The following is a 15,889-nucleotide window of genomic DNA, read 5'->3' as shown; positions in this document are numbered from 1 at the left end:
ATCCATTTTTGGAGGTAAATTATGAATGATCAGCAACGAATGAACCTTATTAATCATCAAAATCGCGCGTTTTTAGAAGGAACAGTTGAGAATATCAATCAGCAATGGGTTTTCTTTGATAACGAAACCGACGAAGCTACTTCTTTAGAAGAATATTCACAACTGGAAATAGATATCTATCGGAGAAAAAATTGGTACAGAGGAATCGTTGAAGAAAATGGTTTTGTAAAAGTCCATAAAGACATGATCCATTTATATGACGGGGAAACAGTAAAAATTCGCAAACCATTGTTAAGCTCATTAGAAAGATTATTGAAAAAAATAGAGACTGAGTCATTCGTCCAGTTTATCACGAGTTTAAATTCACTAGATTTCTCGATTCATGATTGCATTTACTGTTATAATCAGCTTGACTTCTCAGAAGGAGCATCTCCAAAAACAGGCGTGAATTTCCTAGTTTTTGACAACGAAGTTTCCGTATGCTCTGTACAGCATCATTTCTTTTACACTTCAACAAATCATGACCGCTTTGAATTTACAATAAATACGGGCAAACGGATTATCATTGAAAAAATAAACTCTAAACATTCCTAGCACCTTCACCTAAAAGGAAGACCTAGAATATAAAAATAGAAAAGAGAATGTCCTATAGATAAGGGTCTGACCCGAAATTCCTACATTCAGTTTAAGTGGAATGAAAGTAACACGATAAACTGTGTGTTGGTAGCTGGGCAAACTCTAATTTAGTCATCCTCTTTAACTATGAGTGTTATGAAGTGATTTATCCCGGTTTAACTAACATCAGTAGGGATGAAAAAACCTCACTGATGTTAGTTTCACTTTATAAGAACGGATGGAAGCCTTGAGGAAGTTTTAGTCCTAGGTACAATACAACAACGAATGAGACAATGAAAATAGCCCAGTATAAACCCGTACCCTTGCCTTTTTTCGTTTTAACCAAGACCATTTCCATCATAGCAATGACAATCAGACCAACGATCATTTTCCACATATAGTAACCAACCTGAGATCCCATCAACATTCCACCAGTAAGTAAAATTAAGATGTAAAACAGTCTTGTAATCATATGTAGAATTTTAGCTTTTTTCGCATTACCCTGCTTGTACATAGTAAACGCTACAAAAAATAGAATAATAGCGACAAGCCAAGTTGTAATGTGCATATGAGTCATTTCAAATCCCCCTCTTAACAGTTTCTCCTTCATCATATCATAGACAAATATCTAAAAACAAAACTATACCCTCAGTTGCAGGAAATAATGAACATTTAGTGAACAGTATTTATAAGTGTTCCGATTCCCTTGACTTTTATCGCTATTTCGTCCCCTTTTCGTAAAAATTTGGGCGGTTTAAATCCTTTACCAACTCCAGCTGGTGTCCCTGTGGCGATAATATCACCTGGTTCAAGTGTCATACCTTTCGAAAGAATCTCAATGATTTCTTCAACTGGAAAAATAAATTGTTCGGTATTGGATTGCTGTCTGATTTCACCGTTGACTCGGGTTTCAATGTCCAGTTGATTAGGATTTTCGATTGCTGACTTCTCTACAATAACCGGACCAATTGGGCATGAACCATCCAAGCTTTTTCCAAGCAAATATTGCTTATGATTTACTTGCAAGTCTCTTGCTGTGATATCATTTACAATCGTATAGCCGAACACGTAATCCAACGCTTCTTCCCGTCTAATCTCTTTACCCTTTTTGCCAATGACAACAGCAAGCTCACCTTCATAATCTAGTTCGTCTGTTATGCCTTCGTGACGAGGAATGTCTGCTTCATGGCCAATCACAGCAGTTGGTGCTTTTGAAAATAGAATAATATGCTCAGGAATGTCTGCTTCACTTCCCATCTCAACAGCATGTTCGGCATAATTCTTCCCCACACAAAAGATATTTTTCGCTGGCCGCGGAATTGGAGCTTCCCAAACGTATTCATCCACATAAAATTCTGATTTGTTCTTTTGAGTGGATGCCCATTGTTCAATTTCCTTTGCCTTTTGTAAAAAAATCTCAGCCTTTTCAATACATTGGAGTAGTGTTGTGGGAATCGCTTCACCCATTTTTATCGCTGCAGCTTGAAGTAGTAATACATTGGAATTATTCTTTTCTACAAGTACAACTTGACTCTTCCCTTTCACTTTTACCGTTGCGAATTTCATAATCCATATTCCCCCTTGCTACGATTACTTTTTCATCATTGGCCGAGTGCCATAAGTAGCAAACCGCCAGATATATTCAACAGGTCCTATCCGGTAATACTTCAACCAAATTGTACTGAGTACAAGCTGTAAGAAGTAAATAACAACAACAAGTACGACTCCTGTTGTAAAAGAAATTTTATCATATAACCCAAAGCCATACGAATAGAATAATAATGTTCCAATGATGGACTGTAGCAAATAATTGCTCATCGATAATCTACCGACATTGGCTAGTAGCGATACAATTTTTGCAATAGATTTGTTTTGCAGAAGTAATACAATTGCAGTAATATAAAAAATCGATATCACTGGACCACCAATCATATCTTGCAGAGATACGGTAAAATAATTGTAGTTTGCTATGTATGGACTTGCTTTAAGCAAACTGCCGATGACTAAACAGACAACTGCAATCATCGCCAGTTTTCGCTGATGCTCTTTCGTTTTCTCCAACCACTTTAGCTTCGCAAACCCTGCACCAATCAAAAACAACGGAAAGATGGAGAAAAAGAGGATGATACCATTCCCTAAATTATTAACCATATACCACTCCACAAAACGTTGCTGAAAAATCTCCATAAAGGTACCTAATTGATATGCTTCAATAGAAGCCTTAACCATTTCAAAATTCGTTGGTATTACAGCCTCGTCAGGTATTGTAAAGTAAATCAACATCATCAATAAACTAAACAATAATGCTGGAATGGCAAAGAGAAGCGAACCGAGCCATAGGAGAGTTATGCCGCTCATCCTATAAAATAACAGAAAGAAAAATCCAAACAATGCATAATTGATTAATATATCTCCATGCCAGATGAAAAAGGCATGAACACACCCAATGACTAAAAGAACGACTAATCTTCTAGAAAATACAAGTGGGAATGACTGATTTCTGTCTTGAGCCCGCTTCGCAAGAATAACAGCGCCAAAGCCAAACAAAAACGCAAACATTGGGTAAAAGCTTGCCTGAGCAAATAAATCAACCAATATGTAGAATATACGATCTGGGTTATCTCTCCACCACTCAAGTGGATTAATATGTAAAAATGGTGAATGAAAGTCAGGCATATTTACAAGAAAAATCCCAAGTATAGCTAACCCTCTTAAACTATCGATGCTTTGAACCCTTTGACTTCCATCGATGGTTTGTCCATCTTGTTTCATTCTTTGCTCTCACCTCCCCATTTGTACGCTTTTTCTAATATTCTACACGCTGTTGTTTGATAATGAAATATTTCTTTCACATTCAGTTCTCCACTACCTTCATTAGAAATTTTCTATATCACTGATTAGGCGATTTAATCACAACGTTGCGCAAATTACATAGTATATGGCAGGGAAATTTTTTAGGAGGAGTTATTTATGCCCGCCATCGTTGGAGTCGTTCAGGTCATCAGCCTTGGAACAAGCGCCGTTTTCAATATTGGAGATGTATTTAAAGTAACTCCATATTCCGCTACGAAGACCTATGCCGGTGCTGGCTCATTTAATACTGGAGATAACATTTCGTTATATAACGGGAACAGTGTCACAAATACGTATGATTCGGATATAACGGATCAACCAATCCTTTTCAATGTTTGAACCGTTTTAGAGAGGGGAATCTTGATGATTTTTAATATTCAACAAAACATTCACATTCATAGCATTAAAATTACGAGTATTGGGAATTCCTCCGTTTTTCAAATTGGCAGTGCTGGTGTCATTAAACCGCTATCTCAACTTAGTAATACGGGTGGATTTACTGGGCCTGCACCGCAATTAGAACTAGAGCCTTTGCCCTTAGCGCATGTTGCAGGAGGCGCTCCAGCTCGAAATTAGTTGATGAATGTTGTTATAGTATGAAAGATATAGAGATCTTATAATTCACAAAATTATTATAATATTCTATTTATTTTGTAGATATACATTCTTTATTCCAGCTCCGTACCGCCGCCATTGTGATTAGGTGAGTGTAGCGTACTACAAGGATCGGTGCGTGGTAAATGGCGACGTTTTAAAGCCATAGGAGTTTTGTATGAAACTTGTACTCTGTATCATTTGGCGAAAAAAGCGAGGTGATGAGAACGATGAATGAATTCTACTCTTATACCATACAGATGCAAAAATATCTCTCGAGCCAAAATAAGCGTATTGAAAACCTCGAGTCCACGGTTCAATCTTTGTTGGAACAGTTGGAACAATTAAAAGCTAAACCAACTGTCAATGTTGAACGAATTGAATATAAGTTTGATCAATTAAAAGTGGAAACACTCGAAGGAACTTTGAACATCGGATTAAATCCAAAAGACCTTAGTAATATTGAAGAGTTAGCAGTACCATCATCGAATCCATCAACTTTTGAGCCGTACATGTTTCCAGCAAGAAATGAACTTATTCAGGACATTCAAAATCACATTCTTACCAATCTTGATACACTGATTACAGATACTGAAAGTGAAATTAACGCCAAGCTCGACCCATCCTATCATGAATTTATTAGAAATGATCTCGAAAAGCAGCTTCAGCAGCGAATTGAACAATATCTAAACCATACGTCACCAGATGAGCGTTCTCCACATCGTCACGAACAAATGAAACAACAAATCATAGAAAAACTCAACACAGATATTCATATTGCTATTCGAAATTTTATTATAGCTTCACACAAACAGTCAGGAGGAAATTCAAATCATGGAATTTAACATTACAAATGGTGAATTATGCGTTGGGCAAATCGAGGTTCGGATTGTAGCCAGTTCTTCTGTATTTCAAATCGGAGATGTTCAAACGATACAACTTTCTTCTGCATTTGATACACCACCCGAATCATTAATCGTCGGTACATTCCTCCCATTAGCACCAAAAGGATAATAAGATGTTTTCTAGAATTTCTAAAGTCGATAGGATTAATATTCAACTTGCTATATATAGTTCATTCATTCAGATTGGGGATTGTCAATTTATTGATAGCGAGAATGATGTATTAGCCATTCAACGCCGTTCAGATGTTATGCACATTCAAGATAAGGATTTTAAGGATTATCCACTATTCAAATCTTATCCACCCCTTTTGCCTATAGTAGAGCCAGTTGTTATGAATACTAACCATCTTCAACCATTTATCTCTGTAGGAGCTATTAAAATTAGTGCTGTTTCAGCTTCAGCCGTAGTAAGTGTTGGGAATACCGACCATATTAGAATGCGTAATCGAGTAATGCATATTCGCTATATTTCTAAGAATAAAACAGGTGTAAATACTCTACCTGAAGGAACGATTCAGTTCCAAAACGAAGTTCTACCAGTAGACAATGAAAACTAAAAAAATTCCACCATACATTCGTCTGCTCCCTTTGATAAGCTAAAGACTTAATCACATGATAATCCGAGGGCACAAATATTCGTTTATCTTAACTCATTTTTAATTTTCATTAAACAGGTCGATGTGATTTAATTTATAATCGCATACTAAACTTTCTTAAAAGGATGATTTACATGCCGGCTATCGTTGGTCCCGTTCAAGTAACCAGTAATGCTGGGGGAATCGTGCAATTTGGCGACGCACTTGCCATCTCTCCGAAAAGCTCGTCAAAAACAGTAACAGGTTCTGGTTCTAGTAGCACTGGTCTCTTTATTTTTAATGCAAATGGACTAAGTGGAAGTAATATTCTCGATCTGGCTGGTGTTGATCAGCCAATTGCCGGGAATAACTAAAATAGAATCAAAGCAAGAAAGCTTTTTCATAATCAAAAGGTCAAACTTCGCACTCCTATACAGTTCCATTAAGTGGATGAACACTAAAACTGTGTATAGAATGCGAGGTTTGACCCTTTTTTAAAGGTTGTTCAAAAAGTCCAGTAAAAAAAGTTTGCGAATTTCTTTATCATTTTCCTGTTCTCACGTATTACTCCATATATAAATGGTTAGAGACCATCACTCCCCGAATCTCTTAGCTCGTTTTATCCTCCTGTTTGCACATATTCTCTTACTATTCTATTTCTAACAAATGTCCGCCATCAAAGAAAAACAAATAGCGATCATTCACCTTTTTCTTCAATATCCCTTCAATTGCGCGCGTATACCATTGCAGTTGAATTCGATAACGGTCAGCCAATATTTCTTTAGCACCTTCAAATCCATTATGGAAACGACCGGTAATGCCATCTGTTTTATAATCCAATAAAACAAGTCCAGCTTCATCTTCAAATATACAGTCGATTACACCTTGAACAAGAACGGTTTCTTCTTCTCCATGCCAATGAGAGTATGCTTCACTTGCCGGTACCGCCAATGTAAATGGAACTTCTCTGCGGATCACTGACGCTCTTTGCATTCTTTGACCAATTTCAGAATCAAAGAATGATACAATTACCTCGATGTTAACAGCACTCTTCTGCTCTTCCGTTAACAGCTCCCTTATGATTAGCTCGTTCAGTAATTGCCGAACGGATTCGATCGTTATCGGCTCGTTTACGCTAATATGCTGCATCACAAGGTGGGTGATTGTCCCTTTTTCAGCAGGTGTTAATGATTTCTCCTGCATAAAAGCAGGTCGATTAGATATCGGACGTTCATATTTACGCAACAGTTCCGTAGAACTTTGCTCATCTCGAAATTCAAGCTGACGTTTCAACTCCGAAACAGATTGTTTCGAACGGTTTACACTAGCATCTCTTTCCGGATATACCCATGCAAGTTGAGACATAATTTTGTCACGAAACTCAGACTCTAGATCGATTTTCTCAGCGTTCTTAACATGCTCAAGCCAGCTTTCTGCTTCGTTCACCGTTTCATCTTCCTGCATTTGAAGCCGTTCTCTTTGTACCGTTTTAATGACCCATTGTGATGGATGCTTAAGCTTATTGTCATCATAGTTGACTGTAAGACCCACACTCTCCAAGAATGCAGTACTGCTAGGGTGACGAATTAACGCAGGTCCTATCCAATCCATATAACTACGCGCATTTGCACGAACATAGTCTTTCAGCAACCACTCTGAACCAGTTGCATCTCCAATCCATTTAGAAACACTTTTCAAGACATTCTTCAATGTTCCGATTAGATATAACTTTTCTTTAGCACGAGTCATTGCTACATATAATACACGCATTTCCTCTGCGATCAATTCAAGTTGTTTCTTTTTCTTAAACGCAATCTGCGGAAGCGATGGATAGGTGATGCGTAGCTCTGGATTCACATAGTCAGCTGCGAAGCCATACTCTTTATCTAGCAAATAAGACTTCCGAAGATCCATCATATTGAATTGTTTGGAAAGCCCCGCAATAAAAACGAGCGGAAACTCCAGCCCCTTCGATGAATGAATCGTCATCAAGCGAACTACATCTTCCTGCTCCCCAAGTGCACGAGCTGCCCCGAGATCATCGCCGCGCTCCTGCATTCGATCAATGAATCGTAAAAAGCGGAATAATCCTCTAAAGGAACTAGTCTCATATTGTCTTGCACGGTCATATAAAGCACGTAAATTCGCCTGACGCTGCTTCCCGCCCGGCATTCCGCCAACAAAGTCATAAAATCTCGTTTCACCATAAAGCTGCCATATTAAATCTGACAAAGATACTTGCTGAGCCATTTTCCGCCATTTGGTTAGGTTTCGATAAAGCATAGAAACTTTTTCATAAACATCCGGATATTGATCATGATCGGCTTTCCGGTAGAACTCTGCCAATGCATCATAATAGCTGCCTGTATTGAATAGTCTCACCTGTGCAAGCTCTTCTTCATTTAAGCCGACGATGGGCGAGCGTAATACAGATACGAGCGGAATATCTTGCTGTGGGTTATCAATCGTTTTCAGCAGTGAAAGCATAATGGCCACTTCAGTTGCTTCGAAATAACCACTTGATAAATTTGCATATACCGGAATTCCTTGTTTCTTAAATTCTTCCATAATTTGCGGTGCCCATGGCATAGAACGCAGCAGGACAACAATATCACGATACGTTACAGAACGATATAATCCAGTTTTGCTATCGTAAATTTGCTGTTTTTCAGTAACGGCTTTTTGAATAAGCTTTGCCATCATTCTGGCCTCAAGCTGTGCATTTTCCAATTCATCCGCTTCAAAGCCTTCGACATTATCTCCGTCTTCCCCTTTAAAGCTCGATTCCTCTGAAATAGCACCATCAATTAAATATAATTCAATCGGATATTCGGAATCCTCAGGATAATCTGCCCCTTTTTTCAATTCAGCTTGTTCATCATATTCAATTTCACCAACGAGTACACCCATCAGCTGCTTGAATAAGTAATTAGTTCCATCTAATACTTCTTTACGGCTTCTGAAATTACGATTCAAGTCAATTCGTAATCCTGATTCATCCCCGTCTTGGGCAAAACGCTTGTACTTACCAAGAAAAAGATTCGGCTCGGCTAAGCGAAAACGATAAATGGATTGCTTAACGTCACCCACCATGAACATATTCCCCGTGTTCTCCCCATCAGCTGTAACCAGTTTCAAAATCGATTCCTGTACAAAATTGACATCCTGGTACTCATCGACTAATACTTCCTTAAACTGCTGACGGTACTCCAGTGCTGCTTGTGATGGAGTGCGGTTATAACCTTCCACATTTTCCGTTAAAATGGCTAAGCAATAATGCTCCAAATCGGAAAAATCAACGATGTTCTTTTCCGCCTTCGCTGTTTTGAACCTGGCATCAAACTGATTGACAAGTATGACTAATGTTTCAACATAGCCCTTTAATTCTCGGATATCTTGCAGATAATGCTCAGGCTTTCGCAAAAACAACTCACTCTTGACTGTTTCAAGAATTTTCTTTGCCTTATTCCGATGCTTTGTAGCTAGCTCAATAAGCTCTTTATCGAAGGCATCCCCCGAACATCTCTTGGCCGTTGTGAATTTCCAGCTTTGCATACTGGCGTACATTTGCTGCCATGATTCAGCATTGGCTTTTTCCAATCGTTCTACAATCATTAAATCATCCAACAAATTTTCCGCTCTTGGTGCAGGACCGCTTGGCAATTTTGTCAGATCAAGCGCTTGTTCCAGTAAATCCCGAGCCGATTGAAGCTGCATAGAGATATCGAACTTTAATGAATCCCAAAAAGGCAGATCTTCAATCTCTGCATCGTCTGCAATATTATACATGGCTGCTGCTTGATGTAACCATGATTCAGGGTCTGGGTACGATTGGGAAAAATTATGAAGCGAACGGATAATCTGCTGAAGAGCTGCATCGTTTCGATCACTAGTAAATGCATCCACCAATCTAAAAAATTCCTCATCGCTTTGACCATAGTGTTCCTCAAGCAGTTCTTCCATCACTTCATCGCGAAGCAGTTCCGCTTCTGTTGAATCGGCAATCCGAAATCCAGGATCAATATCTGTTAAATAATAATACTTCCGAATTACTTCTAAACAAAAAGAATGGAGGGTCGAGATCGAAGCACGATTGATTAAACTCACTTGCTTTCGTAAGTGCTGTGATTTCGGATTGTCTGAAATTGCCTTTTCCAGCGCTTCACCAATTCGATGCTTCATTTCTGCGGCAGAGGCGTTCGTAAAGGTAACAACTAATAGCTCATCTACGTTAATTGGCTCTTTTTCCGATAAAATCTTTTCAATAATCCGTGTCACAAGTACAGCTGTTTTCCCTGATCCAGCCGCCGCAGCCACGAGTATATCCTGATCTTTTGCCCAGATCGCTTTCCACTGGTCTTCAGTCCATGTAACATGATCAGGCTTTACCGGGATGATTGTCTTACTCATGTGTTGCAGCCTCCCCTCTTAATACATTCAATACTTCATCTTGTTTAGTAGAAGATAATAATCGATACTCGTTTTCCTCCGTGGATTGGTCAAATTGACACACGGACTTAAATGCACAAAACGTACAAGGAATTTTATCCTTAAGTTTATAAGGATTAATCTCTACGTTGCCGCCAACAATTTCATTACCCGCTTCTTGATATAAATGACGGATGTGATTTTGCAAGAGCGAAAACTCTTCCTGACTTGCAATCTTAGATTTAGCCTGCAATGTTCCATCTTTTTTTAAACCTGCTGGAATCATATTTGAGTTACTAAGAACCCCTTGTTCCAATGATTGATCCATTAATTGAACAACGTCTGGATCACCTAATAGCAGACCCTTCATTTTAAAACTTTTAAATATTTCTTGTTCAAGTTCCGAAAGATCGACCATACCCTTGCTTTTGACAACCGGGTTATGGACATGGAAATAAAGTACACCGGCAGGCAATGCTTCTTTTCCAACCAAAGAGCTTGAATGAGTAATCACGATATCTAAATATGTGAGCATCTGCAGGGCCAGTCCGTAATACACTTCACTTAAATTCAAATCCTTTTCACTGGATTTATAGTCTAGCACCCGTAAATAAACACTGTCGTTTTCTTCCGCTTTATCAATGCGGTCAATCCGGCCGACTAACTCCATCTTTGTTCCATCTCTCAACTCAAATGAAAGCGGTGGTAACTGACCATTTTTCCCAAAACCTAGCTCTAATCCTACTGGTACAAAGCCGCTTTGCCTTGCTTGTTCGCTTAGGACGATGGAAGCTCGTCCAATTACCTGCTCTAACTTTCGCTTTAAATAGTGGTGTCGATTGCTACTCAATAAAATTTGGTTTTGCAGCTTCGGTGCGAGTCGTTCAACAGCCTTTCTTGCAAGCATCAAACATTGTTCCTTTGTTAAAGAGGACCAGGCTATGTTCCGTTCATATAAATAATCCGAGATGATTTTTAACGCACCATGAAACATTTCACCAATATCAGGAGCATCCAGACGAAAAATCTTACGCTCCTGTAGCTTCAATCCATGGGCAGCATAATGAGCAAACGCGCAGCTATTGAACATTTCCATCCGAGATACACTGGCCAAAATGGTTTCTCCATAGATTTTTCTACTCGTTTCCTCAGATATTCTTTTGGTCTTGTTTTGGTAAAATAAGCTCGACAGCACCCGAACTGCTTCTGGCCTCATCCATTCATGATCCATATAGGCATTATAAACATCCCACCATACAGGATGAACTGGGTAATTCCTTTTTTTAAGCTGAAGCTGCGCTGTTAAATAAGACAAAGCAACATCGTAATTCGCAGCATATTCTGCCTGTTCACTTGCATCTAAGTCAGACGGGTCATTCATGAACACTACTTCTTTCACTTGCGGCAGCACGTCCTTTACCCGCTTAATATAGGAAGAAGGAAGCAGTGCTTTCCCTTCTTCATCTGCTAACGGATACGTCAAATACAGTGATTCAGATGGTGTTGTAAAAGCTTTATACGCGACAAACTCTTCATCTAATAAACGGAGCTTTGAGCTTGGTGCAACCCCAAATCCGTTAGCGGCTAGGTTTTCACGGTCCTGATCTGATAAAATCCCATCCTTGCCAGCCTTACCTGGTAAAACACCTTCATTTAGACCTATAACAAATGCGGTACGAATGTCATCTAGCCTTGATAAATCAAGGTTTGCGACAAGCACTTGGTCAATTGCCGGTGGAACGAGGGAGAACTTTAATGTTTCAAAACCACTTTCCATTACAGTTGAGAACTGTTTTAACGTCATTTTTTCTTCGCTGAGTAATTCTACGAATTGATCAAGCAAATTAACAACCGAATTCCACGCCTGTTCATGTTCTCGTGCACTGATCAGATCATCTCGCTCTTCTGCTTCAGCCTTCAATTTTTCTAACTTCTCCGGAATGTTTAGTTCTTCCAAATATAAATACAGCGCTTCGCACATTTCTCGGCCTGTTTGTGCACGCTTCAAGCGTTTGGATAAACGTAAAATGGCAGAATTAAAAAGTTCCTTCAGCTCGTTAATTTCATCTTCCAATTGCTTTTCCTGATTAGTCTGGCGCCTATCCAAAAGCTCCAATCCTCTTATTCTTCTATAGGTCCATGGTTCTTTTTGATACCATCTATTCCCTTTTATTCCACGAGAGAGTACATAGTTCTCCAATCGGTCTACCTTTTCACGCATGATATCGGAATTCAGGTTGATCGGATGTAGAAGTTCTGTTTTTATAGCTCTAAACACCGGTTCATAACGCCAATTTGTGTTCAAAATCTCTAAGGTAGAGCGAATGAGTTCAATTACCGGATGATTCAACATGGTTCTTTTTGTATCGATAAAAACAGGGATCTGATAATCCAAAAAAACCGTGTTGATCAGATCATGATAGGATTCGCCATTTCGGACCAATATAGCCAAATCCCGAAAGCGGTAATTGCCATCGCGAACAAACCGCAAGATTGTCCGGGCAACTCCTTCTACTTCTGCTCTTCGATTCATCGCCTGTACGATTGTAACGCTCGTTTCCCCATTAAGTTCATGCGCTGGTCGCACAGTAAGATTGGCTTCGAGATGCGACAGCCCTTGATTTCCTTTAAAACGTGGCGCACTCTCTAAATGTTCATCATTCTCAACAGTAACGCCTAAGGCCAATGCTCGTTGATAAATATTAAAGTAAGTTGAACCGGTTTGTCTGAAAAGATTTAACCCATCAGGTGGGGATATCCTATAAGGCTGATCAAGCGTTAATACAACAGTTACATCCTTACATTGTTTCAATAATTCTTCTACAATTTGCAGTTCCTGAGGCGTTAAGCTATAGAAACCGTCTAAATAAATCGAAGCTTCTGTTATATAACTTGATTGAGCCAATTTTTCAATCAATAAACGGAAGTAATCCTCTGAATCCAAATACTTGCCTACCAATTCATCTTCAAACGCTTGATAAATTAACTCTAAATCATGTAGTTTATCACGAACGGCATCTTCTGATGAATATTGTATAGAACGTTCTCGGAATTCATTGATATCTTTAGGATCAAGACAATAGCGTTTAAACTCAGACAACATTTCTTCCATTTGCACGATGAAGCCAGGCTTGTCCGCTGAACGACGAAACATTTTTAACTCAGTCTTTTTGTCTTCCATGATTTTGCGGATGAGCATGTTCACTCCGACACTGTCAAGATGGCGCCTATTGCCCCCGCCTGTTTCTTGAAGGATTCGCCATGCTAAACGACTAAAGCTGAACACCTGCGCTCGCATCATTCCCTCTAGGCCTGGTGTTTTAATTAATTTATATTCAGACAGAAATGTCATTTGATCCGGAACTAAATAAATAATCGGTTTTCCAGCTGGGTCTTCAACAAGCCTATCACGTATCTCATCAAGCACCTTTGCCGTCTTTCCTGACCCTGATCGTCCAGTAATAAATCTCAACGCCATTACCCTGCCCCCTTTTCTAGCTTTTTCTTCTGTATCTATTCGTTCATCATATCAAGTATTTAATCAAAAAAAGACATTGGATCTCCAATGCCTTTTTTACTTATTATACTCTTAAATCGATAATTTTTCTTGTTCCATGATTGGTAGGGGTGGCACGTTAAACTTTCATCATACATATAACACCGACCAGAATGTCATCATTATTTACGTTTCATTTTACCCGCTGCCATTACTCATTTTCCCTACTCATGTTTCTATTTAGCCTTGCCTCTATTTGTTTCCCAACAAGCCATAATACAAAGATTATAATGATAACGATTACCGTGCGTAACGGCTGATGGAACAATGAAGTTATATCGTATCCTATAAAACTAATCGTAAAAATCATGACCAGCTTCCCACCTAATAATGCAAGTGCATATGGCATCGGTCTTATATTCGAAAGACCAGCTACAATATTCACAAGGGCAGAAGGAGTAAACGGAAAACAAAGTAGAAGAAAAAGCGGGCCGAATCCATGTCTCTCTACCCAATTCATAAGCTTTTTAATCTGTTTATTTTTTTGAAGAAACTTTAATAGCCTTCGGTGCCCATAATGGCGAAATAAGAAGAAAACAAGCAACGATCCCGTAACGGTCCCAATCCATGAATACATAAACCCCAGCCATAGGCCAAAAGCACTCGCATTTGCAAATACAAATACAAAGAGCGGCAGAAAAGGTAGGAACGACTCAAACATCGGTAAAAAAATCCCTGGTAATGGTCCGAACGATCGATACTGTTCAATTAACCCCAATATATTTTCTAATGTAAACCAATCACGAATATGCTCCAAATCCATTTCAATCTCCTCAATGTCAAAAAAATCCAATGCTCCTTCTCTTGCTTATTTTCTGGAGTAGTCAGCTTAGATGTATATCATTTATGCTCTTTTGATCCACTTACAATATGTGAAACATAGGCATGTCCCAAAGCATCTACCCCCATACTCTTTACACCGTTTATTGCGCTATTTGCACGTTTATAAACGATATAAAGTAGATATGGGCCTGACCCTTTCGTTTTGGGACACCCTTATGTTTGAACAATGTGAAGCTTCCCGATTATACGCCTATCTTTTAACTAAAATCATAAGCTATTTTTTGAAATAAATAAATAATTTATGACTTATCTAGAATTTAGTCTCATTTTCATACTTCCCTCACTCGACAACCGATAATCACATTTTCATTTAATTTTAACTTGATTAGTGATACATTTTCCATTATCATTACAACAGAGAACAAACGTTCCTGCTTTAATTTCAGTTGGGTATTGTCAGAAAGAAGGATGATAATGACTCGAATTCCAGAACACGACCGCAATATCATTGAAAAAGCACTCTATCTTCCTATGGTCGTTACAATTTTCAATCGCGATTTACACATAATTGAGGGCAGTTCTTTCAAGATGAAGAGGCCTTACTTAGAAATGGTAGAAGCAGCGTTGAAATTAGCTCAATCCGATTTGGTTCAAGTTAGAAAATACTTAAAAAAAGAAAATATTAAGGTTAGCGAACTAAAGAGAGACCAGGAATTTACGATGTATTGCTTTTTATACAAAGGATATGAAGAGCACCATAATTATTTCAATCCACGATTAAAAAATAAGGTAGAAGAATTATTGCAAAGTTATTTCAAAGAAGTATTTACCTAAATGGCTCTTTCTTACCTTATCTAAGGAGACATAAGAAACACACAAATTCATCATGTCTCCGTTCCTTTTCTTATTCTTCAGTTTTTTTAGCTGAATAATTGCGAGGGGTCTCTGAAGCTTCCATACTGTTATACATTCTGTGCAATCCATAAGCCATCTTTCCTGTCTCTTTATTTATTTTACTAATCTTAGACTCAAGTTCTGCAGTTCTTTGCATTTGATTCGTGAATGAACCAATTGATATATTCACCTCTAACGTGATATTGTTACGAAAATAAACTTGAACCATTCTATTGTCTTTCTGTTTATACTTTATAACATGGTGATGCGCAATCCAAATGCAATCATCGTTTATGGGTGAAGTAGTTGGAAAAAAGAAAATAGGGTTTGTCTGATCAATAATAATTGGCGCTTTATGAGTAACGCCAATTAATCGCCGTGTTCCACCTTTTCTTCCTTCATAGCTACTTCCAAAGTATTCACAGCTTTGATTGATAATTACCTTGGGCTTGAATGGCGAGATAAATTCATCATTTGTTTCAACAACTTGCGAATAGATTTTGCTGCCGTATACAATCGACTTAATGAAACACGTAAATGGAGTGATTTCATAATTTTCAATTAATGATCGTTTTGATTTTTTCACTTTTCTTTTCCCCTTCCTTTTTACATCATTCGGGATCAATAATATCACAAAAAATAGTTATATATACCCACTTTGTGTACATTTAGCAATTCTGTAACAA

The 15,889-nt window shown here is 38.4% G+C and carries 15 protein-coding genes; 8 read left to right on the top strand and 7 right to left on the bottom strand.

The features are described from left to right. The first annotated feature begins 21 nt into the window (after positions 1-21). A complete protein-coding gene (locus tag ACIQZI_RS10225) occupies positions 22-594 on the top strand; it encodes a DUF2777 family protein (protein ID WP_062182183.1) in 573 nt (190 codons plus the stop codon). A gap of 247 nt (positions 595-841) precedes the next feature. On the opposite strand, the gene ACIQZI_RS10220 is transcribed toward ACIQZI_RS10225, so the two are convergent. The 3 genes from ACIQZI_RS10220 to ACIQZI_RS10210 form a co-directional block, all read right to left on the bottom strand. Next, positions 842-1,192, bottom strand: coding sequence for a YisL family protein (locus ACIQZI_RS10220; RefSeq protein WP_062182186.1), 351 nt, complete (start codon positions 1,190-1,192; stop codon positions 842-844). A 95-nt stretch (positions 1,193-1,287) separates the two neighbouring features. Then, complete coding sequence (locus ACIQZI_RS10215; protein ID WP_403072704.1) at positions 1,288-2,181, bottom strand: fumarylacetoacetate hydrolase family protein; 894 nt, start codon at positions 2,179-2,181, stop codon at positions 1,288-1,290. Between the two features lie 24 nt (positions 2,182-2,205). Continuing rightward, on the bottom strand, positions 2,206-3,387 hold the full coding sequence (locus tag ACIQZI_RS10210; protein ID WP_403072701.1) for a DUF418 domain-containing protein: 1,182 nt from the start codon (positions 3,385-3,387) through the stop codon (positions 2,206-2,208). Positions 3,388-3,585: 198 nt separating this feature from the next. On the opposite strand from ACIQZI_RS10210, the gene ACIQZI_RS10205 reads away from it, so the two are divergent. The 6 genes from ACIQZI_RS10205 to ACIQZI_RS10180 all read left to right on the top strand — a co-directional run bounded on the left by ACIQZI_RS10205 (position 3,586) and on the right by ACIQZI_RS10180 (position 5,916). Then, positions 3,586-3,807 carry a spore germination protein gene (locus ACIQZI_RS10205; protein ID WP_062182196.1) on the top strand — a complete coding sequence of 74 codons (222 nt, stop codon included), beginning with the start codon at positions 3,586-3,588 and terminating at the stop codon, positions 3,805-3,807. 24 nt (positions 3,808-3,831) lie between these two features. Continuing rightward, positions 3,832-4,044: a spore germination protein GerPB gene (locus tag ACIQZI_RS10200; RefSeq protein WP_062182199.1), complete on the top strand. Its 213-nt coding sequence runs from the start codon at positions 3,832-3,834 to the stop codon at positions 4,042-4,044. A 248-nt stretch (positions 4,045-4,292) separates the two neighbouring features. Then, the gene (gerPC, locus tag ACIQZI_RS10195; protein ID WP_172796848.1) at positions 4,293-4,907 is read left to right on the top strand and encodes a spore germination protein GerPC; all 615 of its coding nucleotides are present in this window, start codon (positions 4,293-4,295) and stop codon (positions 4,905-4,907) included. Continuing rightward, on the top strand, positions 4,897-5,076 hold the full coding sequence (locus tag ACIQZI_RS10190; RefSeq protein WP_062182205.1) for a hypothetical protein: 180 nt from the start codon (positions 4,897-4,899) through the stop codon (positions 5,074-5,076). Before gerPC ends, ACIQZI_RS10190 begins: the two co-directional genes overlap by 11 nt. 4 nt (positions 5,077-5,080) lie before the next feature. Next, positions 5,081-5,524, top strand: a complete 444-nt coding sequence (locus ACIQZI_RS10185; protein ID WP_403072695.1) for a spore germination protein GerPE — start codon at positions 5,081-5,083, stop codon at positions 5,522-5,524. Between the two features lie 173 nt (positions 5,525-5,697). Beyond that, positions 5,698-5,916, top strand: coding sequence for a spore germination protein (locus tag ACIQZI_RS10180; RefSeq protein ID WP_062182211.1), 219 nt, complete (start codon positions 5,698-5,700; stop codon positions 5,914-5,916). 274 nt (positions 5,917-6,190) lie between these two features. Here ACIQZI_RS10180 and addA read toward each other — a convergent pair whose 3' ends face one another. From addA to ACIQZI_RS10165, 3 genes are all read right to left on the bottom strand, one after another. After that, positions 6,191-9,952, bottom strand: a complete 3,762-nt coding sequence (gene addA / locus ACIQZI_RS10175; RefSeq protein ID WP_403072690.1) for a helicase-exonuclease AddAB subunit AddA — start codon at positions 9,950-9,952, stop codon at positions 6,191-6,193. Next, positions 9,945-13,448, bottom strand: a complete 3,504-nt coding sequence (gene addB / locus ACIQZI_RS10170) for a helicase-exonuclease AddAB subunit AddB (protein ID WP_403072687.1) — start codon at positions 13,446-13,448, stop codon at positions 9,945-9,947. Before addB ends, addA begins: the two co-directional genes overlap by 8 nt. 229 nt (positions 13,449-13,677) lie before the next feature. After that, a complete protein-coding gene (locus ACIQZI_RS10165) occupies positions 13,678-14,289 on the bottom strand; it encodes a TVP38/TMEM64 family protein (protein WP_403073975.1) in 612 nt (203 codons plus the stop codon). A gap of 494 nt (positions 14,290-14,783) precedes the next feature. On the opposite strand from ACIQZI_RS10165, the gene ACIQZI_RS10160 reads away from it, so the two are divergent. After that, positions 14,784-15,143, top strand: coding sequence for a YhjD family protein (locus tag ACIQZI_RS10160; protein ID WP_403072684.1), 360 nt, complete (start codon positions 14,784-14,786; stop codon positions 15,141-15,143). Between the two features lie 70 nt (positions 15,144-15,213). Here the strand turns inward: ACIQZI_RS10160 and ACIQZI_RS10155 are convergent, their stop codons facing one another. Then, on the bottom strand, positions 15,214-15,789 hold the full coding sequence (locus tag ACIQZI_RS10155; RefSeq protein WP_062182223.1) for a competence protein ComK: 576 nt from the start codon (positions 15,787-15,789) through the stop codon (positions 15,214-15,216). Between the last annotated feature and the right edge of the window lie 100 nt (positions 15,790-15,889).

This window comes from Peribacillus sp. NPDC096379, assembly GCF_044762875.1.
In the GTDB taxonomy this organism is placed as follows: Bacteria; Bacillota; Bacilli; order Bacillales; family DSM-1321; genus Peribacillus.
The sequence above is the reverse complement of the archived record's forward strand: the minus strand, read 5'-3'. Positions and strand labels throughout refer to the sequence as shown.